The following is a 23695-nucleotide window of genomic DNA, read 5'->3' on the forward strand; positions in this document are numbered from 1 at the left end:
AATGAAAATTACCGCGATCAAGGCCTGGCAGGTGGACTTGCCGTTGAAGGAGGGACGCTATAGCTGGTCCAACGGCAATTTCGTTGAGGTCTTTGACAGCACGGTCGTCGCCGTGGAAACCGATGAAGGGCTGACCGGTTATGCGGAATGCTGCCCGCTCGGCTCCGCCTACCTGCCGTCCTATGCCAAGGGGGTGCGGGCCGGGCTTGAAGAACTAGCGCCGCATCTGATTGGCAAAAATCCGCTTGCCCTGAACAAGATAAACCATTGCATGGATGCGGCATTACGCGGGCATCCTTATGCGAAGGCGCCGATCGATATCGCCTGCTGGGATATTCTTGGGAAGGCGACGGAACAGCCCATCTATATGCTGCTCGGCGGGGCCATGCAGGAGGATGTTGCTTTGTACCGCGCCATTTCCCAGGAAAGCCCGGAACAGATGGCGGAGAAGATTGCAGGCTACAGTAAGGAAGGCTACACCAAGTTCCAGCTCAAAGTCGGTGGCGACGCCAATGACGATATTGATCGTATCCATGCGACGCGGGCGGTATTGAAAAAGAGCGACCTGCTTGTGGCGGATGCCAATACCGGCTGGACACGGCATGAATCGGCACGGGTGGTCGGCGCGGTGGCCAAGCTCGATGTCTATATCGAGCAACCCTGTCTGACCTACGAGGAATCGGTGTCGATCCGGCGGCGGACGGCACTTCCCTTCATTCTGGACGAGGTCATTGACGGGGCAGGGACCCTGGTCCGCGGTATCGCGGAGGATGCGATGGATTGCATTAACCTGAAAATCTCGAAAGTCGGCGGTTTTACGAAAGCGCGGCTGATGCGCGATCTCTGTGTTGCCTCCGGCATTCCCATGACGATTGAGGATACCTGGGGCGGCGATATCACCACGGCGGCCATAGCTCATTTAGCCCGCTCAACGCCGGAAGAATTTTGCTTTTCCGCGACGGATTTTAACTCCTATGGCACCGTAACAATCGCGACAGGCGCACCGCAACGGGTAAACGGCCGGATGACCGCGGCCGATCGTCCCGGCCTTGGTATTTCGCCCGATTTCAATGTTCTGGGTGAGCCGGTGCTTACTATTTCATAATCAATAACCGCATGATTTTTCAGTGATAATCCAGATTAATTGAGCGCTCAGCATTTCTTCACGATACCGTTTACGATTAATATCCAGGCGTCAACGATCTCAGAATAATGACGGTTGGGATCTTCAATCGTACTCTACATTGACAGCCCGCGAAGCAGGCAGACCGTCATAGTCATAAGAGTATAAAGATAGCTTTCCGGAACGGAGCAACGGCAATGCCGTCTGTTGATATCGCATGTGCGGGCCACCTCCTCGAAGAAAAGAAGTCTGGCAATCTTTGAGAACACGGTTCATTTGAATATAGCGCTTACGCAGATTGCGTTTCCGTAAAATTAGTATTGTTCAGAAGCAACTTTCCTAATTGTCTCCACCGCAGTAGCAAGATGTTTCTTTTCGCTTCTTGACGTGTAAACAATAAACGCTGGCAGCAAAAAATCCGGCGCGCCTGCAATTTGTGTCATGCGCCCTTCGTCGATTATCGCGCGAACATGGCGTTCGGGGAAATAACCTGAGCCGCCATGCTTCAGTATTTGATGGAGGCCCAGCCATCCGACATTGGCGGAAAGCGCGGCGCCCGTGAATTCCGGAAAGCTCGCGCTATGCTGGACATAAAATTCGGGTCCCCAATCGATATAGACATACCCCGGACCGGGTTCCGGGAGATCGTTAGGGTTAGTCGACACAAGGATAAGGCGCTCTTCAATCAACGGCTCGACGGTGAGGCCGGGTCGATTATGCGGCGTATACATGACGCCGATATCCAGCCGGGCTTCTATAAGACCCTGCATGAGCTCCGGCTCAAAACTTATTTCGGCGCGGATCGAAATGCTGGGCGCGAGTTGTTGCATACGCGGCAACCAGTCCAGAAGAAGCTGATCCCAGAGGCCGAACCTGCCGCCGATGGTAATTGCGCCCGTAAAGCCGCTTGGAATCCCGACATCCTGACGAGCCTGTTCAACTGTACGCACAAGGGTGGAGGCATGTTTTTGAAATTGCGCTCCTGCGGGCGTAAGCGTCGTGCCCGCCTTGTTTCTGATGAACAAAATGCATCCGAGCTGTTCTTCGAGAGAATGAATGCGAGCGCTGACGGTGGATTGCGTCACATGAAGCCGGTCCGCTGCCTGGATAAAGCTGCCCGTTGCGATGACCGTAAGAAACGTTCGGGCTAACTCTGTGTCCATAAGTCGACTCCTCATCAAAAAAACCGAAAAATTAATATCGGCAAAATCGATAATATAAACAATTTTTTATCGTTTGTTAAATATTAGAATTAGCTCTATATCCAAAATTGGACATAAAACTGCGATTTTAAGGCGAAAGGAAAGTCTAGGGATGCCCATCCTGTTGCCTGATCTTCCCTATGCGTATGACGCGCTGGAGCCGTATATCTCAGCGGCGGCGATGGAAATCCATTATGGAAAACATCATCGCGCCTATGTGAGCCAGGTTAACTACCTGGAGAGATTGCGGCAGTCAGTTCATGACATCAAATATCAAGAGCGGACACTGGAGGAAATTCTAGACGAAACCGCAGGGCAAGCTCGATTCCAGCGGTATTACAATAATGCGGCCCAGGCCTGGAACCACACTTTTTTCTGGCATTCAATGAGTCCGATGGGCGGGGGCATGCCATTCGGAGACATAAAAGAGAAGATAATTGCGGACTTCGGTGACTATGACGCCTTCGCCCATCAATTTAGAAATGCCGCCTTGGACCTGTTCGGCTGCGGTTGGCTGTGGCTGGTCCTGGAGAATGATGTCCTTCGTATAATCCAAACGTCCAACGCAGATACACCTGCATTGGGGCGCCAAACCCCACTCCTTACAATCGATCTGTGGGAGCATGCCTTTTACCTCGATTACCAGAACAAACGAAGTGATTACATCGATGTCTTCCTCGAGCGTCTAATAAACTGGGAATTCGTCAATTCGAACATAGCGAAACTAAATCGGGCGCGTTGCGATCAAGCAACGAAAGCGCCCTGGCAAAAACATTGTGGCGGCGGTGACAACCGGTTTTCCAATTGGTGCGTCAATAAAGATGCCGACGAACGACGAAAGGAAAATATCGTAGATGAAGAAATATAAGAGTTTCGGAGAAAAATTCAGGAACAGAGAGCTCCCCCAGAAATCGTCGCGGTGCATGTTTCGAGAATCAGAAACTGACTTTTTTAGTGATGAAGAAATACTCGAGCTATTGAATTCATTGTTGGAGGCGGAACGAGCGGGAGCCCGCGCAGTGTCGGCGCTAAGTCATCAGTCCGACGATACCGCGGACAGATCAACACTCCATGAAATCGCCGTAGATGAAGGGAGGTTCTGCGCCATGTTAACCAACCATATTATCCGCTTCAACGGCCTTCCAAGCTTAAAAACCGGTGAATTTCTGAACAAGATTATGGCCCTGGAAAGCTTCGATGAGAAGCTGGAATTACTTGATCGCGGGCAGTTCTGGGTTGTTCGCAAACTGCAAGGTGCGCTCTCTCGCATTGGCGATGAAAAACTGCATGACGACTTAATGGATATGCTCGAGGTTCATGAAATCAACATGAAAAGTGCGGCGGCGTTGCGGACATCCCGCGGAACGCTGACCACGCCCGGTGTCAATTAGGTGGAACTGGATATTGATAATGAAATTTACTGATACCGGAACGGGATTTTCCTCACCGCCCTGTTTCGCGCATGAACTTGAGCTAAGCGGCGATGGTTTTTCGATGGTGGATTTGCAAACGGCCATAGAGGTAGAGCGCTGGCGGAAAGCGAAAAGAGCCGAACTGATTGCCGCGCGTCTTAACTTATCGGACGATGACCGCCGCAGCCATGCGGGGCGGGTGGTCAATCAGCTTGAACAGGCCATAGAAGACAAGGAAAATCTGGTTATCGGCGTTTACTGGCCGATCAAGGGTGAAGTCGATCTTCGTCACTGGATGCACGGGGTAGTCGGGAGGGGAGGCCGCATCGCCTTGCCGGTTGTGGTTGAGCCGCGACAGCCGCTGAAGTTTCATGCCTGGACACCGGGTTCGCGCATGAAACTGGGTGCATGGAATATTCCTATCCCCGCCCAGAATAAAGAAGTCAAACCTGACATTGTCATCGCCCCATTGGTCGGTTTCGATTCCGATTGTCACAGGCTCGGCTATGGAGACGGATTTTATGACCGTACGTTGATGTCGCTACCTACTCGGCCGAAAGTCATCGGGGTTGGCCATTCATCGGGCGCTCTCACTACAATATTCCCGCAACCACACGATATTCCGATGGATTCGATAGTGACCGGGGAGTGACGATTACTTTACTTCCATTAAAGGAGACTCTTCATGCCAAATAACTCAATTCAGAAAAGCGTCCGTTTGGTTGTTGATGGGGTGGTTGTCTCAGTAATCGGATTAGTTTCGTATTTTCTTGCCTCCTACCTGTTGGAAACCGATCAGCGAGAGATCCTGACAATCAGCGGCAGCCTTAACCTGATCTGTTTAGGTACAATCATTTGTCTTGTTGGATGTGTTCAATCGCTGGAATTAGTGATTAAACGGTGACATTTCTCGATTTGGTTTTTTCGGTGTACCGCCCGTTACCGCAAATGCAACCACCACTGTTGGTGCGATCATTTGCCGCATGAAATTTACGGGTCACCGTAAAATAGTAATTGAAATACTAGTTAATCTGATATAATTAGCATTTAAAATACTAATTATAAATTGGTCTCAAAAGCCCCTTGTGGAACGAGAGCTCGCTGCCGAGCCGAGAAGATATTTGGAGCTAACATATTGCGCGGAAACAGCACTGGAATACGACGCTTTCATTATTGCGGCAATTCCGGTCGACACTAAACTGACGGAGGTTCACGATGACAGTTCAATTTACCAAGGCTTCCCTGCAGGATCAGACTGTAGGACACATTGCCGCGACTCTTCCGGGGGCTTCGGCAATATTCAGAAATTTCAAGATCGACTTCTGTTGCGGCGGGGACGTCACATTGGATATGGCGGCAAAAGATTTAGGTCTTGATGTATTCGTTATTGAGCAAGCGTTATCCGCGCTGGAATCAGATGAACTGCCGGCTTCAACCAATTTGTCGTCGGGTGAATTGACAGAATATATTCAAAGCCGGTTCCACGATACGCATCGGCGCGAGATTCCAGAGTTGATACTTCTTGCCCGCAAAGTCGAAGCTGTACACAGAGACAATCCGAAAGTACCGGCGGGTGTTGCGACGCTCCTCAAGGAGATGGAAGGCGAGTTGGAAGTCCATATGAAGAAGGAAGAGCTCATTCTGTTCCCGGCAATGCGCTGGGCGGATACAACGTTGGACGCGCCGATTTCTCAAATGCGCTACGATCACACGGATCATGGCGTGTATCTGCAAAGATTGGCCGAACTGACGGATAATTTCACGTTACCGGAGGGCGCCTGTCGCTCCTGGCAGGCCCTGTATGCCGGCCTTGCAAAACTGACGGAGGATCTGCAGGACCATATCCATTTGGAGAATAATGTCCTGTTTCCCCGCTTTGAGACGGTTTGATGGAGGATTTTGGCGCATTGCTTTATATATCCGATATCGGCGTACTTTAAAGATTGAGGATGGATCATGCGACTGGCGGCTTTTTCGGACTTTGGATTAAGGGTAATGATGCGGTTGGCCGATAATCCCGATGCCATGCTTACGACGGGGGAAATCGCGAAGGAGTTCAATATTTCCTATCATCATCTGACCAAGGTGGTGCAGGATCTCGTTCGCGGAGGATTTCTGCAGACCAAGCATGGTGCCGGCGGGGGTATTAGTCTTGCCAGGTCACCGCAATCGGTCACTCTGGGAGAAGTCGTTCGGTATCTGGAGCAAAGACATGCCCTTGTAGAATGTTTTCGCCAAGACGGTGGCGATTGCCGGTTGATGCCTAAATGCCGATTAAAAAGCCGCCTTCATAAAGCGAGAGAAGCATTTTTTGCGTCTTTGGACACATCGACAATCGCCGATTGCGCCTATCCTGGAGATCATCCGGAAATTTCACGGTAGATGTAGGACATCAAGGTAGAGGAAGATGGAAAAAGTGATTGATGTCCTGTCGACGGGACCGGAGAGCGACATAGAAGTCGAGGCGGAGGTTATTGCCAATGGCCTCGGAATGTCTGTGGCGAAGCTCCAGAGTGAAATGCGCAAGGGAGAGGTTACCAGTCGCGTCGAGCAGGGAATGGAAGAAGATCAGGGGCGGCTTCGACTGACTTTTTCTTTCGATCGCCGCCAGTTCCAGATCATCGCGGATACAGAGGGGAGGGTCATCAAGAGTTCGTCCATTAATTTCGGGAGGCGCGTCCCCGCAAAACAGAAACCGTAGATTAGTCGAATATCTGGCGCCGTAGATGGTGCAAAAACCAGTTAGTAGAAACATTAGAGGAGCTGTTAATGGTTGGACAATTGACCGTTAATGAGCGGAAATTAGCATTTTTAATACTTATTTTGATTGCCGTTGTTGGCCTGGCGATGGCGATAACCGGTGCGGATAAGCTTTTTGTGGTACATGGCCTGATTATCTTCCTGTCGGCACTCGGGACGATATTCCTTGTGATTTCCGGGTATTTCTTACCGCCGCCGGATATTGAAAACGCCAAACATTATTACGATGATCCGACGCGGGCCGGAATTATTATCGCAATGGTCTGGGCGGTTTTCGCCATGTTCATCGGTGACTGGGTTGCCTGGTTGCTCGCCTTTCCGGAAATGACTTTTGACGCCGCCTGGGCCAGCTTTGGCCGTCTTCGGCCCGTCCATACTACGGGCATCATTTTTGGCTTTGGCGGAAATGCCCTGATCGCCACCTCATTTCATGTTGTCCAGCGAACCAGCCGGGCAAGAATGCCGGACAACCTGAGCCCCTGGGTAGTAATTTTCGGCTATAACCTGTTCTGTCTTCTGGCCGTGTCAGGCTATTTCATCGGGATCACGCAATCCAAGGAATATGCGGAACCGGAATGGTATGCCGATATCTGGCTCGTCATCATCTGGGTTACCTATTTCATTTTGTATTTACGGGTCCTCGCGCGCCGGAAGGAGCCGCATATATATGTCGCCAACTGGTACTATATGGCCTTTATCCTTGTCGTCGCCATTCTGCATATTGTGAATAATCTGGCGATCCCGATTTCGCTGATGCATGCAAAGAGCTATTCTGCATTTTCCGGCGTGCAGGATGCCATGACCCAATGGTGGTATGGCCATAATGCCGTCGCCTTTTTCCTGACGGCGGGCTTTCTCGGCATGCTTTACTACTTTCTGCCCAAGCAGGCCGGAAGACCCATTTACTCCTACCGGATGTCAATCGTCGGATTTTGGGGCATCACATTTTTCTATATGTGGGCGGGATCTCACCATCTGCATTATACGGCGCTGCCAACCTGGGTGCAGACGCTGGGAATGACTTTCTCCGCCATGTTGCTGATCCCGTCCTGGATTGCCGCCGGGAATGCCCTGATGACGTTGAATGGCGCCTGGCACAAGGTGCGGGATGACGCGACACTCCGGTTTATGATGGTTGCTGCCGTCTTCTATGGACTGTCTACTTTTGAAGGATCGTTTATGGCGATCAGGCCCGTAAATGCGCTGTCGCATTATACGGATTGGACGATCGGTCATGTCCATGCAGGGGCGCTGGGCTGGGTGGCTCTGATTACATTCGGGGCGATTTATGCGCTGGTTCCCTGGCTATGGAAACAGAAGAGAATGTATTCGCCAAAACTGGTGGAAGTTCATTTCTGGCTCGCGCTCTCCGGCACGCTCATCTACGTCTTCTCGATGTGGAATTCCGGTATTATTCAAGGGCTTATGTGGCGGACCTATAATGAGAGCGGAACGCTTGCCTACTCGTTCGTTCAGTCCATGGTCGAAATGCATCCCTATTATATTGCGCGAGCGATTGGCGGCCTGTTCTTCCTCATTGGTGCAATTGTCGGTTGTTACAATATCTGGATGACGGTCCGATCAGCGCGGATGCTTGCGGGGGCTCCAGAATTCGAAACTCCTGATCTTGGCATCGCGTCCGCCCAAGAAATCAAGGCAGGAGAACAGGCGTAATGTTCAATTTTCACTACCGGCTGGAACGGTATTCAATCCGATTTGCCATATTGGTCGTCATCGTTGCGAGCATTGGCGGATTTGTCGAGATTGCGCCTCTTTTTACGATTGATGAAACGGTTGAGCCAGCGCCGGATATGCGCGTCTATACACCGTTGGAGCTTGCCGGACGCAACATTTACATTCGGGAGGGATGTTACGCCTGTCATTCGCAAATGATCCGGTCCCTTCGCGATGAGGTGGAACGCTATGGACCCTATTCGCTGGCTGCTGAATCCCAATATGATCATCCGATGTTATGGGGCTCGAAGCGGACAGGTCCGGATTTGGCGCGGGTCGGGGGCAAATATTCCGACTACTGGCATGTGGTTCACATGAATAATCCGCGCGATGTCGTGCCAGAATCCGTCATGCCCTCCTATCGCTGGCTGGGCCGAAATGAGCTGGAGCCGGCCGATTTTGACCTTCACCTCCGCGCACAGCAAAAGGTAGGTGTGCCCTATACCGACGAAATGGTGGCAAACGCCATAAATGATCTTTCCGGACAGGCAAATCCCGATGGAAAAAGGGCGGAGGGTGTCCTGGCGCGCTATGGGGAGGCCACCAATATCCGCGACTTTGACGGCGACCCGACGAAGGTGACCGAGCTTGATGCACTGATCGCCTATCTCCAGATACTGGGCCGTCTAACGGAAGTTGCCCATCAGAATCCGGTGATGAAAAAATTGGAGGGCCCGAAATGAATTTCGAACATGAAATGCTGGTCGGCTTTGCAAAATCCTATGGCCTGTTTTATTTGCTCGCCCTCTCCCTTCTGGTGCTTGTCTATACCTACTGGCCATCCAATAAAAAACCGTTTGATCGCGCGGCCAGAAGCATCATCGATGATGAGGACCGGCCATGGGAATAGAGGAACGGGATAGATACACCGGTCACATGACAACCGGTCATGACTGGAACGGCATCAAGGAACTGAATACCAAGGTTCCCAAAGCCGTCTGGATTTTTCTCTTCATTTCATTTGTCTTCTCGGTCATTTGCTGGATCCTTTGGCCTGCCTGGCCGCTCGGCGAGACATATACCAGGGGAATACTTGGGACGGATCAGCAAAAACGTGTTGACCAGGTTGTTGAACGGGCAATTGAAGACCGGGCAATCTGGACAGGCCGGATAATGGATATGGACTATGGCGAGATCCTGTCGGATCAGAGTTTGATGCAAATTGCGCGGGAGAATGGGGGGCGTCTCTTTCTCGACAATTGTGCGGCATGCCATGGCAAAAAGGCAGAGGGTGGTCCGGGTTTTCCTGCCCTAAAGGATACGGCCTGGCTCTGGGGCGGTACGCCGGAAATAATTTCTGAATCGATCCGTGTCGGGATCAATTCCGGGCATGAGGATAGCAGAGCGAGCGAAATGCTGGCCTTCGGTCGCGACCAACTGCTACCTCGGGACGAGATCCTGACGGTAATTGACTATGTTCAATCACTGTCGCCGGTATCCGCTGATCAAGAGCCGAAACAGGACCGCAATGCGGCTGGAAAAGCATTGTTTCTTGAAAATTGCGCGTCCTGCCACGGGGAAAATGCAAAGGGAGATGTCGAGACGGGCGCTCCGGACCTGACCGATGATTTCTGGATATACGGCGGAACACGGGCGGCGATTTTTGCCACTGTCTGGAATGGTCGGAAAGGGCATATGCCGGCCTGGCAAGGCCGCCTGTCCGATGTCGACCGGAAAATACTGACCCTCTTTCTGCTGGATCTATCCGGGATGGACGTCGATGGGAGGTCGAACAATTAAAGTGGCAGGGATGAACGGAAAATCTGGCAAGCGGACACTTGTGATCTGGTGTGTCTTGGCAGGGCTGGCGATTATCGGCGCCGCGAATGCCCATCTTGTTTATGTCGCGGTGACGAGTGATCCAGACTGCCTGCTGTCAAAATCTGATGCCGCCGCGGCGGATAAGAAGTATCGCCCCGTGAAATCCGGATGCTGACTGGGGAGGTGGGAATGTCGAAGACGATCTGTGAGGAGAATGCATCATGACAAGGATACCGAAAACCGTTCCACCGTTACCTCCGGAGGTTTCGTTGGACCGGCACCTCAGCCGTATGGCCGCCGTGGGCTGGTTGAGGGCCGGATGGGAAGACATGATGACGAACCCGCTGACAAGTTTGGCCTATGGCGCAGCGGTCTTTATTGCGTCCCTTCTTGTGGTCGCCAGCCTCTATACCCTTTCTCTGGATTATATCCTGTTTCCGGCGTTGGCGGGTTTTATGGTTGTTGGTCCGGCGCTCGCGATCGGGCTTTATGAAAAGAGCCGCCGGATTGCCGAAGGAACGAACGCGTCCCTATTCAGCATGATCCTTGTCCGGCCGAAATCCGGCGCCCAGATCCTGTTTATTGGCGTCATGCTTTGTCTGTTGATGTTGCTGTGGATGCGCGCGGCCGTCTTGCTATACGCGCTCTTCTTCGGCCTGCTGCCGTTCCCGGGCCTTGACCATATTTTGCCGATTTTAACGACACCGGAAGGTATACTATTGCTGATCGTCGGAAGTCTGGTCGGGGGTCTTTTCGCCTCTTTCTCATTTGCGATAAGCGTGTTCGCCGTTCCCATGTTGTTGAATGAAGCCATGGATGCGCTGACCGCGATGGGCCTCAGCATGGCGATCGTGTGGAATAACCTGTCGGTGATGCTGACCTGGGGCGTCATTGTTCTGGCGTCATTTGTGGTTTGCCTGCTGACGGGGCTTCTGGGTTTGATCGTTATTTTTCCAGTTTTGGGGCATGCTACCTGGCACGCCTATAAGGCGCTCCGCTAACGCCTGTTCTATCGGCGGCGTGAGTTTCCTTACATCACTCGAGTTTTTCGTCCTATTTCTGAAGGATTGGACAATGGCAATACCCAGATTACGAGACTATCAGGGCCCGGCAATATTGAGCTATGGATTTCGCCCGTTTTTCTTTTTCGGTTCTCTTTTTTCGGCACTTGCAATGATGGCCTGGTTGCCTGTGTTTTATGGCACTCTGGAATTATCGAGCTTGTTTGGCCCGATTGACTGGCATGTTCATGAGATCTTTTTCGGGTACCTAGCCGCGATCATCTCCGGTTTTTTGTTCACGGCGGTCCCGAACTGGACCGGGCGCATGCCCATACAGGGACGGCCCTTGCTGCTGCTTGCGGTGATCTGGGCCGCTGGACGTATCGCCGTCACATTCTCTGTTTATCTTGGCTGGGCATTGACCATGATCATCGACATCGCTTTTCTGACGGCCATTGTCTTTGTGATCGGGAACGAAGTCATTGCGGGGAAAAACTGGCGAAATCTTAAAGTTCTTATACCGGTTTCACTTTTTTGGGCGGCGAACATCGGTTTTCACCTTGAGGCGCATTTTTTCGGGATAACTGATTATAGTCAGCGCCTAGCTATGGCTGTTGCCATTTCCCTGATCATGCTGATTGGCGGTCGAATAGTTCCAAGCTTTACGCGAAATTATCTCGTTCGCAGGAACCCCGGGCGGTTGCCCGCGCCTTTTAGTCGATTTGACGCCCTATCGATTGCTTTGGGTGTTGCCGCCTTTGCCGTTTGGATCGTATTGGCCGATGGATGGATCGTTGCCGGGTTTATGGGGGGCGCGGGAATTATGCAATTCGCAAGGCTTGCCCGTTGGGCCGGGGACCGGACGCGCGGTGATTTTCTGGTCGCTATCCTGCATATCAGCTATCTTTTCATTCCTGTTGGGTTTGTTTTGATCGCGCTTGCGAACATTTGGCCGGCGTATTTTTCTCCCGTTGCCGGAATGCATGCTTTTGGCGTTGGCGCCGTCGGATCAATGACCCTATCCGTGATGATCCGGGCGACTTTCGGTCACACCGGCAGGCCGCTTAAAGCCGATATAAGCACGAAGCTGATCCTCACCATGGTCTGGTTATCGGCAATTAGCCGCATAGCCGCGGCGCTTTATTCCCCCGGCATGGAGCATTTGCTTCATATCGCCGCCACGACATGGGTGTTGGCATTTCTTGGATTCAGTCTGGCTTTCGCACATCTCCTGCTCAGGCCGAAAGGTACTTAGCGCATTATTTTTTCAATGTCGGGAACTTTTCTGGCCGCGGGTCGTCTAATGGGCAAAAGGAAATACGATGATGCCCCTGAAACTCGCAAATTTTGAAATGATGGATGACGTCGAACTTGCACGTCGCGCCGCCCGCCGGGAAGCGCTTGCCGTCCGCATAATAACTACCCGAAATAATCAACGGCTCTTTCGCACGGCCTGGAGTGTTTTGCGTCACCATGCCGATGCGGAAGATGTTGTTCAGGAAGCTTATCTGAAAGCATTTAGCTCGATCGAAAGCTTTAGTGGAAAATCCAGTTTATCAACCTGGCTTACACGTATTGTCTATAACACCGCCATTGATCGGCAACGGGCTATTAAACGCCGGCAGAAAGAACTCCAGAAAAAAGATGTCGCTGTCCTTGATGACTATCAGTCGGGGTATTCAATGGAATCCATTTCCCGGTCGCCGGAATCAGAAATCATCCGAAAACAATTCTCGGAGCTCCTCAAACAATCTGTCGCCAGACTGCCCGATGAATATAGATCTGTTTTTGTGCTGCGCGATATCGAGGGTTTGTCCATTTCGGAAACCGCAGATTCCTTGCAAGTCAAGGAGGCTACGGTCAAATCCAGACTGTTCAGAGCGCGTCGCGATATTCGCAAAAATCTGGAACTAAAGTTTGAAACGATTTTTACGGATACCATCAAATTTGCCGGGGCCGATTGCGATGCAATGACAAACCGAGTGTTAGCCGCCCTGGGAATTCAATCTTAAAATAGAAAATAGGAGTTAATCGATGCCAGATATTACCCGGAATCCGTTTTCACGTCGCCATTTGCTGACCGGAGCGGGAAGAACGCTTTCATTGGCCGCCGTCTCATTAATAGTCGGAAGTAAAATGAAGACGGCCTCCGCCGCGGATGTTTCGCAAGATGTCAAGATCCTAAACGCAGCCATTTCCCTTGAGCATGAGGGAATAGCGGCCTATCAAATCGCGGCAACAAGTGGTCTTTTGCAGCCGGCCGTCGTGGAAATCGGCGTCGCATTTCAAGGGCATCACAAGGGGCATAGAGACCTGTTGGTAAAAGCCGTTGAAACGCTTGGTGGAAAGCCATCCGCGGAAAAATCTTTGGATGAATATGCGAAAGATCTCAATGCTGCGTCTCTCAAGAACCAAACCGATGTACTGCGGCTGGCGCTCGGGCTTGAGCGTGGAGCAGCGAACGCCTATCTCGGATTAATCCCGTCCCTGGGACCAGATTTTCATCAGGTTGCCGCGCAAATGGCGGGCGATGAGGCGTTCCACGCCGCCATCCTCGCAAATGCTCTTGGCGAACCAATTCCCAAAGACGCACTGATCTTCGGGTAAATCACATAATTGATGTTGTGAGTACAAGAGATGAAACGTCAGTTGAATATCATGTTGTGTTGTTGTGCCGCTTTGCTTTCGAGTAGCGTGTTTGCGAATGATGCAAAAATACCAACAGCCGCAACGGCAACACAACTGATATCAGAAGGAGACAGCGTCGCCCCCAACGCTGTCTCCGACGATCAAATTGCTGCAGGTGGACGGCTTTATAAACAACGCTGTGGTGGGTGTCATTCGCTGGATCGTAATCGGATCGGGCCGCGCCACCGCGGGGTTTACGGCCGCAAAGCCGGGTCGGTCGGTGATTTCAGCTATAGTGAGGCTCTGCAAAACTTTGATGTCGTTTGGACGGAAAGCACTTTGGACAAATGGCTGGAAAATCCGACGGCCTTCGCCAATGGCACATCGATGGGTTTCCGGCTCCGTAAGGCCGAAGAACGCAAGGTCGTTATTGCCTATCTGAAATCCCTGTCGGACACGGCAGAGAGCCGAGGCAAAAAATAGTGCCCATAACCTATTCAGCCATTCCGGGAGTTCAAATGTCAAACGCCACTTTTCCAGTCAGCAAAGCCCTTCAGAAAAAGCCGTTAAGCCCAAACACAAATTCGGTGAGCCGCGAAGCAGCCGAGGAAGCGGTCAGGGTATTGATCCGCTGGCTCGGGGACGATCCGTCACGAGAGGGACTGACCGATACTCCGGCCCGGGTCACGCGCGCCTTTGGCGAGTGGTTTTCAGGCTACAGCGAGAGTCCCGCGGATATTCTTTCCCGCACGTTTGAGGAGGTGGCGGGCTACGACGATATCGTCATTGTGCGGGGGATTGGCTTTGAAAGTTTTTGCGAGCACCATATGGCGCCGATCATCGGCACGGCGCATGTTGCCTATCTGCCGGACCGGCGGGTCATCGGCCTGTCGAAGCTGGCGCGGCTGGTTGATATTTATGCAAGGCGCCTGCAGATACAGGAAAAAATGACGGCGGAGATTGTCAATTCCCTACAGGTATTCCTGAAGCCGAAGGGGGCCGCTGTGATGATCCGGGCCGATCATCATTGTATGTCAACCCGCGGCATTCGGAAACATGGAACGGACACCGTTACCAGTAGTTTCACAGGTGTATTCCGGAGCGATCCGCTCTGGCAGCAACGCTTTTTACATCTGGTCGGGCTGTGCTGACCATGCGATAATGGACGATACAAGCAAGAAGATCGGGGGATCCGGAATTATGAAAATTGCCTATGGCAGCGATCTGCACCTGGAACTTGATATCGCGAAGCCGGATCTTGCGCCGGTTCAGACGGCGGATGTGCTGGTGCTCGGCGGGGATATTTGGAAAGGACGGAACAAGTTGACGGGCCGCCCGAATATTGTTGAATATGCTGAGGAATGTGCAAACACCCTGTCCATTCCCGTGCTGATTATTTGCGGCAATCATGAACTATACGGTCAGGAAATTACCGGTTTTCTCGCCGACTGTCGTAGGTTTGCCGAGATGTCGGAAAATGTCTTTTTTCTTGAGAACGACGTGCTTGCGCTGGGGGGTGTCCGCTTTCTCGGCTGCACCCTCTGGTCTGATTTTGCTATGGCGGAGGATTCGGTTCCAGCGATGGATCTTGCGCGCGAGGTCATTCATGACTACCGCCGAATAAAGCATGCCGACCCGGTCGGGGAGGGACGCTATATCCTGCCCGAAGATTCCCGTCGCTGGAACGCGGAAAGCCGTGCCTTTCTCGAGAAATGGCTTGCGACGGAATTCGATGGAAAAACGGTCGTGATCACTCACTTCCCGCCGATCCCCATGAGTGCGCCCGAATTTGCGGAAAGTCCGCTTACGCCCTATTTCAATAACAATTGGACAGCGGAAATCGCTTCCGGCGCTCTTTCGCCCGACATCTGGATTTCCGGCCATACCCACCATATGGAAGAATTGACCCTTGGGAGAACCCGCGTCCGGTCCAGCCAGGGCGGCTATCCGGGCGAGCTTGGTCCGTTCCGCTGGGGGATGATCGAAATATGACAAGCGCCTCGTCATATTCCCCCGCCCTACCCACCATTTCCCGGGGCGGAATCTAGATCGACTTTGGTTTCTTCGTCACATTCATAATCTAACCAGTCTCGACATCAGATCTGTCTACGCTTCTTTTATATAAAACCGACAAGACAGCGTTATCCGGAGAGTCCATGACATTTTCTCCGACATAGCATAAGTCTGACTATCTGTTGTAAAATGAAATGTAATTTCGTATTATGGCTATAGGTTTTGAAAAATAACTTGGCGAAGCAGGGCCCTTTTCGGCGTGGCGATATACTGGATGAGCTAACGATGGGCGCCATTCCCAATAAGCCAGAAGAACTTTTGACCATAGAGTGTCAAGAGATGTCGACAGACCGGTGAGGTTTTTAAGGTGCTGATTGAAGGCGGGCTTAAGCCATGACAACTGGGCAATTTGATGTTTGCGGAAAATACGGGAGTAGGGTTGGTTATGAATAGAGACGATCAAAATACCTGGTATCCAAGCGAGCAGCAGATCGAACAAAGTCAAATCATGAAACTTTGCCGTCATCTCAATCTGGAGAGTTATGACGCCCTTTACGAATTTTCCTTATGCGACCCCGATGCTTACTGGCGGGGGGTGAATGATTTTTGCAAAATACAATGGAGTACAGACTACCAACGCTATCTTGATTTATCGCGCGGCATCGAATTTCCGTCATGGTTCACGGGCGGTGAGCTGAATTGGGTCGATACAATTCTGGACAATGGTTTTGACGATAAGAAAACGGCGATAATCTCGGAAACTGAAAAAGGTGCGCCGCGAAAAATTACCTATGCAGATTTGCGGGATGAAGTTAAAGGCGTGGCTGCCGGGTTGCTCTCCATTGGCGTGCGACGGGGGGATCGAATTGGGCTCTTAATGGAAAACGGAATAGACGCGAGCGTTGCCTTTATTGCACTCAGCTATATCGGCGCGATCGTGGTTCCTTTGTTTAGTGGATTTGGCCCAGAAGCGATTGTGGCGAGGCTGGATTCCTGCCAGGCACGCGGGATAATAACGTCTAACGGATTTCACAGGCGGGGGCAGTTTGTAGATGTGTCCAAAACGGTCAGCGACGTCTGCAATCAGTTAGACGATATAGAGTTTGTCGTTATCAAGCCTTCCTCCGATGATATTCAGCCCATGCCCGATCAGGTAACAACCTATAGCTGGGACGAGATAAAGCAGCCATTGGAAGCGGCTCCCCCTTCTTCTCGAATGGCGCCAAACGATCCGTTTATGGTGATTTTTACCTCAGGCACAACAGGAAAGCCAAAAGGCATTGTACATGTGCATGGCGGCTTTCCAATAAAAATTGCCCATGATGCAGTCATTCACTTCGATGTCGGTGCGGAGGATGTTTTTTGTTGGCCCGCTGATATGGGCTGGATTGCTGGATCATTGGTCTTGTGTACCGCTTTGATGCGGGGCGCGACATTGGTGTGCTACGATGGCGCGCCGGACTTCCCCGATTGGTCGAGGTTGCCCAAATTAGTGGAACGGTATCGGATCACACATTTCGGATCAGCACCCACATTAATCAGGGGTTTTTTCGCCAATCACGATGTTTATGCGAATGTCGACATGTCTTCTATTCGCTTATTGATCACCGCGGGGGAAACGATAGCGCCTGAGCATTTCTTGTGGTTTGAGCGGGTATTCGGACGGGGCGAGGCACCATTGATCAATTATACCGGCGGGACCGAAGTTTCCGGCGCTTTGCTTGGAAGTGTGGTCGTGCGGCCAATAGTGCCCGCTGGTTTCAATTCACGGTCCCCCGGAATTGAAATTGACGTTGTTGACGCCTCGGGAACTCCCGTTCAGGAACAGCCGGGTGAATTGGCCGTCCGCGCTCCCTTTGTCGGCATGACGGCAAGCTTCTGGCGAGATGAAGAGCGTTACCTCGATACCTACTGGAGGACTATTCCAGGTATGTGGATCCATGGCGATCTTGCCATGCGTGATGGTGAGGGAAATTATTTTATTCTGGGGCGGTCAGATGACACCCTGAAGGTTGCCGGTAAGAGGGTCGGACCAGCTGAAATAGAAGAAATTCTCATCGAAATTGACGGTGTAATGGAAGCTGCCGTCATTGGGGTGGACGATCCGGTAAAGGGGCAAGCAATTGTTGCATTCATTGTATGCTTCAAGCAGGTCGCAGATATCGGGCAATTGGTGGCGATGCGTGTTAGGGAACAGCTGGGCAAACCGTTTGTGCCAAGTGCTGTTATCATCGTTTCTCAGCTTCCAAAAACTCGAAGCTCAAAGATAATGCGTCGCGTCATTCGTAGCGCTTACTCCGGTATGCCGAAAGACGATATTTCCTCAATCGTTAATCCTGAATCCATTGACGAAATTGAGCTGGCCGTAAAAAACAGATAGGAGAAAACCTTGGATCTTTTCTTGCGTGGAAAAAAAGTACTTATTACGGGGGCATCCCAAGGCATCGGCGCTGGTCTTGCGGAAGTTTTTGCTGAAGAAGGGTGCGAGCTTTATCTCGTTGCTCGGTCAAAGGAAAAGCTGGATAGTCTGGCAGATCGGTTGCGTGGCGATTTCAAGGTCGACGTTTCGGTTATTGACTGTGATATTTCCGAGCCTGGCGCGGCCGAGAAAATAGCGGCTGATGCTGGCGATATTGACATTCTGATTAATAATGCCGGTGCGATCCCGGGAGGCGATCTTTGGCAGGTTAACGCAGATGATTGGCGTGAGGGATGGGAAGTTAAGGTATTCGGCTACATAGATCTTTGTCGGGAATTCTATGCAAAATTCAAGCAGCACGGCGGGGGTGTTATCCTCAACAATATCGGCAATGGCGGTGAAAATTTTGATTTCCGTTATATCGCCGGAACGACGGGCAACGCGTCGTTAATGGCGTTCACTCGAGCGCTTGGCGGGAAAAGCCTTGACGATAATATTCGTGTACTCGGCATTAACCCGGGCCCGGTGGCGACGGATCGAATTGTAAAAATCATGAAGGCCCGCGCGGTGGAACAGTGGGGGGATGAACACAGATATGCTGAGTTACTCGGGCAATACCCCTTGGGACGCGCGGCGACTGTACGGGAAGTCGCGGATTTATTTGCATTTCTCGCATCGCCCCGGTCAAGTTATACGTCGGGGACAATTATCACGATTGACGGTGGCCTGACGTCGCGCCGTTCAATCTGAATTGAAGTGCGGGAAAAGATAATATCGTTCGTAAGTTACCGCGACTGAACCAGCTCCATGAGAACATGTCGTTGAATTTTGCCGGTCGGGGTAAATGGCAATTCATCGAAAAATTCCAACCTTTCAGGAAGTTTATAGGTTGCGATCGTATCTTTCAGAAAATCCACAAGCTCTTTGAGAGTGGGTTTTTGTTGATCATTCTTTGCAACGACGCAGAGACAGTTGCTTTCGCCTAATCGTTCATCCGGCAGGCCGATGATGGCGGCATGCAGGATTTTTGGGTGGGTATACAGGATTTCTTCGACTTCCCGCGGATAGTATTTTTTCCCGCCACGATTAATCATTTCCTTGAGACGGCCCACAATTCTGAGATTGCCGTCCGGATCGATCATGCCAAGATCGCCGCTTCTAAACCATCCATCGTCTGTATACGACTTGGCGTTGGCGTCCTCATCTCCAAAATAGCCAAGCTGAATAGACGGACCCGCGCTCTGGATCTCGCCGACTTCGCCATCGGTGACCGGGGTTGATCCGCCTGTAGAGCATATCCGAAGTTTCATTTCCGTTCCCGGCTTTCCGACCGAGCCGGCGACGCTTTCCGGATCGTCCTCTCGCCGGGTATAGGTATGGTATCCGCCGCATTCCAGCATGCCATAGAGCTCTATTAAATTACCATCCAGGCGGCGCTGAAATTTACGGACGAGTTCAACCGGGCAAGACGTTCCGCCGGTAATAACAGTTCTTAAAGACGATAAATCATACTTTTCCTGGTTGGGAGCATTCAGAAGAGCAACAATCGCGGCCGGTGCGGTTGGTATGTAGGTAACCTTTTCAGTTTCAATTATTTCCAACGCCTTGCGGGCATCGAAATTTTCCATTAGCACAAGCCTGCAGCCCGCCATGACAGTCTGGAGTACGGTCAGGTATCCCCAATTCAATGCGAGAGGTAAATAAAGCAGCATCACTTCATCGGACCCTAAATCCATGTCTTTGTTTAACATGCGGGCTGGCCAGAGGGAGGTGTTGTGGTTATGCGTGACGCCTTTCGGATTCCCGGTTGTCCCGGAGGTAAACATCATGCGCATGATGTCGTCAGGATTGGTCGCTACCGGGACAAAATCATTCGGCGAGGACGTTGCGGATAGGGCTTCATCAATTTCAACTGCATCCGAATTTCCGTCACGGCTCCCGCGCACGACGCCGATAAAAGTGAGATGGGGAAGGCTAGGGCGTAGTTTGTTGATCATTTCCAAATGATCAAAATTTTTGAATGACCGGCAACAAATTAGACCCCTGCAGTTTGCCGTTCTTAAAACATATTCGACTTCCCGGCTTCGAAAATCGACGCTTATGGGAATGCCAATGGCTCCGATACGCTCAATGGCAAAATAGATCAAAACGAACTCGATCCAATTTGGAATCTGGACAGCGATAAAATCGCCTTTATCCAGTCCATGGCGCCTAAGTAATGCAGCGACTTTATTTATGCCGTCGTCAAGCTCCCGGTATGTTAATCGGGTCCGTCCATCGGTAATCGCTTCCCTTTCTGGATCTGACTTTACCAGCTTGTGCAGTAAATCTGCGAAAGTCTCGTCCGCCCATATTCTTTTTTCGCGATAAAATCGAATGTTATCTGGGCCGAACACCTGCTCAATATTCATTGCGTCGCCTATTTCATAGCTCGAATTTGCCTTATTCTTGGATATCTCATTCGGAACAAAAAATAAATAAAAAAAGAATTAAGTTTTGCAATACGAAATCAAATACCGCATATTTTCCATGAACGGATTATATGACAAACGGCGCTATCGTCGGTAAAAGCGACACTGCAAACATGGGAGATAATTCAGATGTCCAACCAAATGGCGGAATTTCACAACGTCGAGGGAATAGCCGGCCTTTCCGGAGTGGAAGGAAAAGTTGTGCTCATTACCGGGGGGACCAGTGGCGTTGGGTTGCGATCCGCGGAAATACTGGCGACGGCCGGAGCGAAAGTCGTTGTAAATGGCCGGTCAACGGCTGGCGGAAATTCAGCTCTTGAACGATTACGGGAACTCTCGCCGGAGTCCTATTTTGAAAGAGGCGACTTGAATATTTACGACGATGTCCGCCAGGTTGTAAAAAACACGGTGGAGCGGCTTGGCGGAATTGACATTCTGATAAGTGCTGGTGCGGAAGGCCTGGTGGGGCCTCGTCCCTTCAGCGAAATGAGTGTCCAAGATATCGAGGATACTTTCAGAACTCGGTTTTACCCAAGAATTTTCCCTGTGCATGCAGCTCTCCCGGCATTTCGCGAGCGCGGCTCCGGATCCATTGTTATGCTGACAACTGATGCCGCCCGGCATCCCACGCCGGGGGAGGGTATCGTCGGAGCCGCCGGAGCATCGGTGATACTGGTAACGAAATCCTTTGCCAAGGAATTCGCGCGTTGGAATATTCGTGTGAACACCGTCGCCATGACCATTACCTCAGACACCCCCTCATGGGATAGAATTTTTTCCAAAGAAGGGTTTTCCAGCAAACTCTTTGAAAAGGCGATAAGTCGATTTCCAAGTGGCCGGCCCCCGAACGCGAATGAAGTCGCGCAAGTAGTCACCTTTCTTGCATCAAATGGCGCAGCACAAGTGAACGGGCAAACAATCAGCGTAAACGGTGGTTTGTCTTTCGGCGGATGGTGAATTAGACGGCGCATATTGTTGTGAATTCATCATCTGTTGCTTGCCAGGGAGCCTCCTGTGAGCGGCTGCCTTCGCGACGGCCCTCACGTCTTCAATTAACTTTGATTGTCTTCTCTGGAAAAGAACACTCCCGACTTGAGACCCTTGGTGAGAATCTCTTCTTTAATCCCCCATTCTCGTAACGCCTGAATGGTGTGCTGCCCCGGCTTTGGCGCGGGATACCGGATCTCGCCCGGGGTCGCTGAGAAACGAGGCGTTGGTCGGGGCTGCGTGACACCGTCGACGTCAGCAAGCAGCGATCGCGCCTTGTTGTGCGGATGGCTGTTTACTTCCTCAAGGGAAAGAACTGGGGAAAAGCAGGCGTCTGTTCCCTCCAAAATATCTGACCATTCGTCGCGGGTTTTCTCCCGGAATATGGTCGCAAACCGTGCTTGAAGTTCCGGCCAATTATTTCGATCATTACGATCGGGAAGGTCCTCAAACTTGAGCCCTATCAATTCGATCAGGGTTTTATAAAACCGCTCTTCAATGGCACCTATTGCTATATATTGGCCGTCTTTTGTTTCGAAGCAGCCATAATATGGCGCTCCGCCATCAAGCACGTTGGAGCCGCGCTCTTTATGCATTTCCCCCATTTGTTGAAAGGCGTGGAATACTGTCATCAAGCTTGTGACACCATCGATCATTGACGAATCCACGACCTGTCCGGTGCCGGATTGTTTTGCCTGAAAAACGGCGCACATAATCCCGAAAGCCAAATATAGCGCACCGCCGCCGTAATCACCCAGCAAGTTGAGGGGCGGGACGGGGGGACCATTTTTTGCTCCGATACAATGTAATGCGCCGGTGAGCGCGATGTAGTTGATATCGTGACCGGCCGACATTGCGAGCGGTCCGTCCTGTCCCCAACCGGTTGCCCGGCCATAAACGATCCGAGGGTTTAATCGATGGCAGTCATCCGGCCCGATCCCCAGCCGCTCCGCGACGCCGGGCCTGTACCCTTCGATCAAGACGTCCGCCTTTTCAATCAAGGAATGTAGAGTCGCCAGCCCGTCCTCCGTCTTAATGTTGATGGCAACGGATTTTTTATTGCGGTTGCGGAGATCAAATTTCGTTGGAAATTCAATGCCAAGATCAACCGATGAAACGCGGTCAATACGCAAAACCTCGGCTCCGAGATCCCCAAGAAGCATTCCTGAGAATGGAGCCGGCCCCAAGCCCGCCATTTCGATTACCTTAAGTCCGGCCAGTGGTCCCATTTCGACGTCTTTCTTTTCCGGTTTCCTTGTTGTTAAACAGGCTCCCAGCCCATTACATCCATAATTACGTCCAGCGGCACAAAAGACGGCTGAAGTGCCTTGATACCATGGTCGATAATGGATTGCGGTGTCCAGCCTTCAGAACGGTGAACCGAACGTACGGGGCGGGTATGACCAAACAGGATAAGCTCGTTTCCGCGCGTACCAAATATCTGGCCGGTTATGTCCTTTGCCGCGTCGCTCGCAAGGAAGACGGCCATTGGCGCATTCTTCTCCGGGCTGAGAAATTTCTCTGACATCTCGGCAATACGTCTTCTCTCGGGTGTATCCAACGGGATATTCGCGACCATGCGGCTCCATGCCGACGGTGAAATGCAGTTTGATCGAACATTATAGCGGGCCATATCTATGGCAATACCTTTGGATAAGCCGACAATCCCCAATTTGGCCGCGCCATAGTTTGCCTGTCCCGGGTTTCCGATAAGGCCGGTATTCGAGGTTATGTGAATGTAGGATCCGCTATTTTGTTCGCGGAAATACTTGGCGGCGGCACTGCTGACATAGAACGATCCCATCAGGTGGACATTGATTACGGCCTCAAACTCCTCAGCGGACATTTTGTGAAAATACTTGTCTCTCAGGATACCCGCATTGTTAACGACGCAATCAACTCTGCCGAAGGTATCGACGGCTGTCGCCACAATAGCTTCGCCACCGCTCGCGCTCGCGACACTATGTAGTGAAGCAACAGCGTCGCCGCCGGCGGCTTTGATTTCCTTGACGACTTCGTCGGCAGGGCCTCCGTCTGTTCCTTCTCCCGCCACCGAGGCTCCGATATCATTCACGACGACTTTCGCGCCCTCGCTGGCCATCATAAGCGAGATGGCTCGGCCAATACCGCGCCCGCCGCCCGTGACGACAACAACTTTACCTTCTACCATTCCTTCAGACATAC

The 23695-nt window shown here is 51.6% G+C and carries 27 protein-coding genes; 23 read left to right on the forward strand and 4 right to left on the reverse strand.

Going from position 1 to position 23695, the window contains the following annotated elements:
- Position 1: 1 nt before the first annotated feature.
- On the forward strand, positions 2 to 1105 hold the full coding sequence (locus tag GQF03_RS10555) for a cis-3-hydroxy-L-proline dehydratase (protein ID WP_161339232.1): 1104 nt from the start codon (positions 2 to 4) through the stop codon (positions 1103 to 1105).
- A 332-nt stretch (positions 1106 to 1437) separates the two neighbouring features.
- Here the strand turns inward: GQF03_RS10555 and GQF03_RS10560 are convergent, their stop codons facing one another.
- Positions 1438 to 2286 carry a LysR family transcriptional regulator gene (locus GQF03_RS10560; protein ID WP_161339233.1) on the reverse strand — a complete coding sequence of 283 codons (849 nt, stop codon included), beginning with the start codon at positions 2284 to 2286 and terminating at the stop codon, positions 1438 to 1440.
- Positions 2287 to 2437: 151 nt separating this feature from the next.
- Here GQF03_RS10560 and GQF03_RS10565 point away from each other — a divergent pair, with 151 nt between their 5' ends.
- The 21 genes from GQF03_RS10565 to GQF03_RS10665 all read left to right on the forward strand — a co-directional run bounded on the left by GQF03_RS10565 (position 2438) and on the right by GQF03_RS10665 (position 18803).
- Positions 2438 to 3193, forward strand: a complete 756-nt coding sequence (locus GQF03_RS10565) for a superoxide dismutase (protein WP_161339234.1) — start codon at positions 2438 to 2440, stop codon at positions 3191 to 3193.
- The gene (locus GQF03_RS10570) at positions 3180 to 3716 is read left to right on the forward strand and encodes a DUF6306 domain-containing protein (RefSeq protein ID WP_161339235.1); all 537 of its coding nucleotides are present in this window, start codon (positions 3180 to 3182) and stop codon (positions 3714 to 3716) included. The genes GQF03_RS10565 and GQF03_RS10570 overlap by 14 nt, the downstream gene beginning before the upstream one ends.
- A gap of 19 nt (positions 3717 to 3735) precedes the next feature.
- Complete coding sequence (locus GQF03_RS10575) at positions 3736 to 4389, forward strand: 5-formyltetrahydrofolate cyclo-ligase (RefSeq protein ID WP_161339236.1); 654 nt, start codon at positions 3736 to 3738, stop codon at positions 4387 to 4389.
- 33 nt (positions 4390 to 4422) lie between these two features.
- Positions 4423 to 4641, forward strand: a complete 219-nt coding sequence (locus GQF03_RS10580) for a hypothetical protein (RefSeq protein ID WP_161339237.1) — start codon at positions 4423 to 4425, stop codon at positions 4639 to 4641.
- Between the two features lie 311 nt (positions 4642 to 4952).
- Entirely contained in the window at positions 4953 to 5627 is a 675-nt protein-coding gene (ric, locus tag GQF03_RS10585) for an iron-sulfur cluster repair di-iron protein (protein WP_161339238.1), read from the forward strand.
- A gap of 66 nt (positions 5628 to 5693) precedes the next feature.
- Entirely contained in the window at positions 5694 to 6119 is a 426-nt protein-coding gene (locus GQF03_RS10590; protein ID WP_161339239.1) for an RrF2 family transcriptional regulator, read from the forward strand.
- A gap of 25 nt (positions 6120 to 6144) precedes the next feature.
- Complete coding sequence (locus GQF03_RS10595) at positions 6145 to 6438, forward strand: DUF6522 family protein (RefSeq protein WP_161339240.1); 294 nt, start codon at positions 6145 to 6147, stop codon at positions 6436 to 6438.
- 68 nt (positions 6439 to 6506) lie between these two features.
- Positions 6507 to 8171: a cytochrome-c oxidase, cbb3-type subunit I gene (gene ccoN, locus GQF03_RS10600; RefSeq protein ID WP_161339241.1), complete on the forward strand. Its 1665-nt coding sequence runs from the start codon at positions 6507 to 6509 to the stop codon at positions 8169 to 8171.
- Positions 8171 to 8914, forward strand: coding sequence for a cytochrome-c oxidase, cbb3-type subunit II (ccoO, locus tag GQF03_RS10605; RefSeq protein ID WP_161339242.1), 744 nt, complete (start codon positions 8171 to 8173; stop codon positions 8912 to 8914). Before ccoN ends, ccoO begins: the two co-directional genes overlap by 1 nt.
- Complete coding sequence (locus GQF03_RS10610) at positions 8911 to 9081, forward strand: cbb3-type cytochrome c oxidase subunit 3 (RefSeq protein ID WP_161339243.1); 171 nt, start codon at positions 8911 to 8913, stop codon at positions 9079 to 9081. Before ccoO ends, GQF03_RS10610 begins: the two co-directional genes overlap by 4 nt.
- Positions 9072 to 9971, forward strand: a complete 900-nt coding sequence (gene ccoP, locus GQF03_RS10615) for a cytochrome-c oxidase, cbb3-type subunit III (RefSeq protein WP_161339244.1) — start codon at positions 9072 to 9074, stop codon at positions 9969 to 9971. The genes GQF03_RS10610 and ccoP overlap by 10 nt, the downstream gene beginning before the upstream one ends.
- A gap of 10 nt (positions 9972 to 9981) precedes the next feature.
- A complete protein-coding gene (locus GQF03_RS10620) occupies positions 9982 to 10167 on the forward strand; it encodes a hypothetical protein (RefSeq protein WP_161339245.1) in 186 nt (61 codons plus the stop codon).
- Positions 10168 to 10213: 46 nt separating this feature from the next.
- Positions 10214 to 10993 carry a DUF2189 domain-containing protein gene (locus GQF03_RS10625; RefSeq protein WP_161339246.1) on the forward strand — a complete coding sequence of 260 codons (780 nt, stop codon included), beginning with the start codon at positions 10214 to 10216 and terminating at the stop codon, positions 10991 to 10993.
- A gap of 73 nt (positions 10994 to 11066) precedes the next feature.
- Complete coding sequence (locus GQF03_RS10630; RefSeq protein WP_161339247.1) at positions 11067 to 12248, forward strand: NnrS family protein; 1182 nt, start codon at positions 11067 to 11069, stop codon at positions 12246 to 12248.
- Positions 12249 to 12315: 67 nt separating this feature from the next.
- Positions 12316 to 13005, forward strand: a complete 690-nt coding sequence (locus tag GQF03_RS10635) for an RNA polymerase sigma factor (protein ID WP_206376136.1) — start codon at positions 12316 to 12318, stop codon at positions 13003 to 13005.
- A gap of 22 nt (positions 13006 to 13027) precedes the next feature.
- On the forward strand, positions 13028 to 13600 hold the full coding sequence (locus GQF03_RS10640; RefSeq protein WP_161339248.1) for a ferritin-like domain-containing protein: 573 nt from the start codon (positions 13028 to 13030) through the stop codon (positions 13598 to 13600).
- A gap of 30 nt (positions 13601 to 13630) precedes the next feature.
- Positions 13631 to 14104 carry a c-type cytochrome gene (locus GQF03_RS10645; RefSeq protein ID WP_206376135.1) on the forward strand — a complete coding sequence of 158 codons (474 nt, stop codon included), beginning with the start codon at positions 13631 to 13633 and terminating at the stop codon, positions 14102 to 14104.
- A gap of 35 nt (positions 14105 to 14139) precedes the next feature.
- Positions 14140 to 14772, forward strand: a complete 633-nt coding sequence (folE, locus tag GQF03_RS10650) for a GTP cyclohydrolase I FolE (protein WP_161339249.1) — start codon at positions 14140 to 14142, stop codon at positions 14770 to 14772.
- Between the two features lie 49 nt (positions 14773 to 14821).
- Entirely contained in the window at positions 14822 to 15613 is a 792-nt protein-coding gene (locus GQF03_RS10655) for a metallophosphoesterase (protein WP_161339250.1), read from the forward strand.
- Between the two features lie 466 nt (positions 15614 to 16079).
- Complete coding sequence (locus GQF03_RS10660; RefSeq protein WP_161339251.1) at positions 16080 to 18014, forward strand: AMP-binding protein; 1935 nt, start codon at positions 16080 to 16082, stop codon at positions 18012 to 18014.
- Between the two features lie 9 nt (positions 18015 to 18023).
- Positions 18024 to 18803 (forward strand): SDR family oxidoreductase, encoded by a 780-nt coding sequence (locus tag GQF03_RS10665; RefSeq protein ID WP_161339252.1) that lies wholly within the window; start codon positions 18024 to 18026, stop codon positions 18801 to 18803.
- Positions 18804 to 18838: 35 nt separating this feature from the next.
- Here the strand turns inward: GQF03_RS10665 and GQF03_RS10670 are convergent, their stop codons facing one another.
- Positions 18839 to 20464, reverse strand: a complete 1626-nt coding sequence (locus GQF03_RS10670; protein WP_161339253.1) for a class I adenylate-forming enzyme family protein — start codon at positions 20462 to 20464, stop codon at positions 18839 to 18841.
- 189 nt (positions 20465 to 20653) lie between these two features.
- Between GQF03_RS10670 and GQF03_RS10675 the strand changes: the two genes are divergently transcribed.
- Positions 20654 to 21481, forward strand: a complete 828-nt coding sequence (locus GQF03_RS10675; protein WP_206376134.1) for an SDR family NAD(P)-dependent oxidoreductase — start codon at positions 20654 to 20656, stop codon at positions 21479 to 21481.
- A gap of 95 nt (positions 21482 to 21576) precedes the next feature.
- Here the strand turns inward: GQF03_RS10675 and GQF03_RS10680 are convergent, their stop codons facing one another.
- Positions 21577 to 22740, reverse strand: a complete 1164-nt coding sequence (locus tag GQF03_RS10680) for a CaiB/BaiF CoA transferase family protein (protein WP_161339254.1) — start codon at positions 22738 to 22740, stop codon at positions 21577 to 21579.
- Positions 22741 to 22772: 32 nt separating this feature from the next.
- Positions 22773 to 23693, reverse strand: coding sequence for an SDR family NAD(P)-dependent oxidoreductase (locus GQF03_RS10685; RefSeq protein ID WP_161339255.1), 921 nt, complete (start codon positions 23691 to 23693; stop codon positions 22773 to 22775).
- Positions 23694 to 23695 lie beyond the last annotated feature (2 nt).

The sequence above is a fragment of the Sneathiella chungangensis genome (assembly GCF_009882935.1).
Classification (GTDB): domain Bacteria; phylum Pseudomonadota; class Alphaproteobacteria; order Sneathiellales; family Sneathiellaceae; genus Sneathiella; species Sneathiella chungangensis.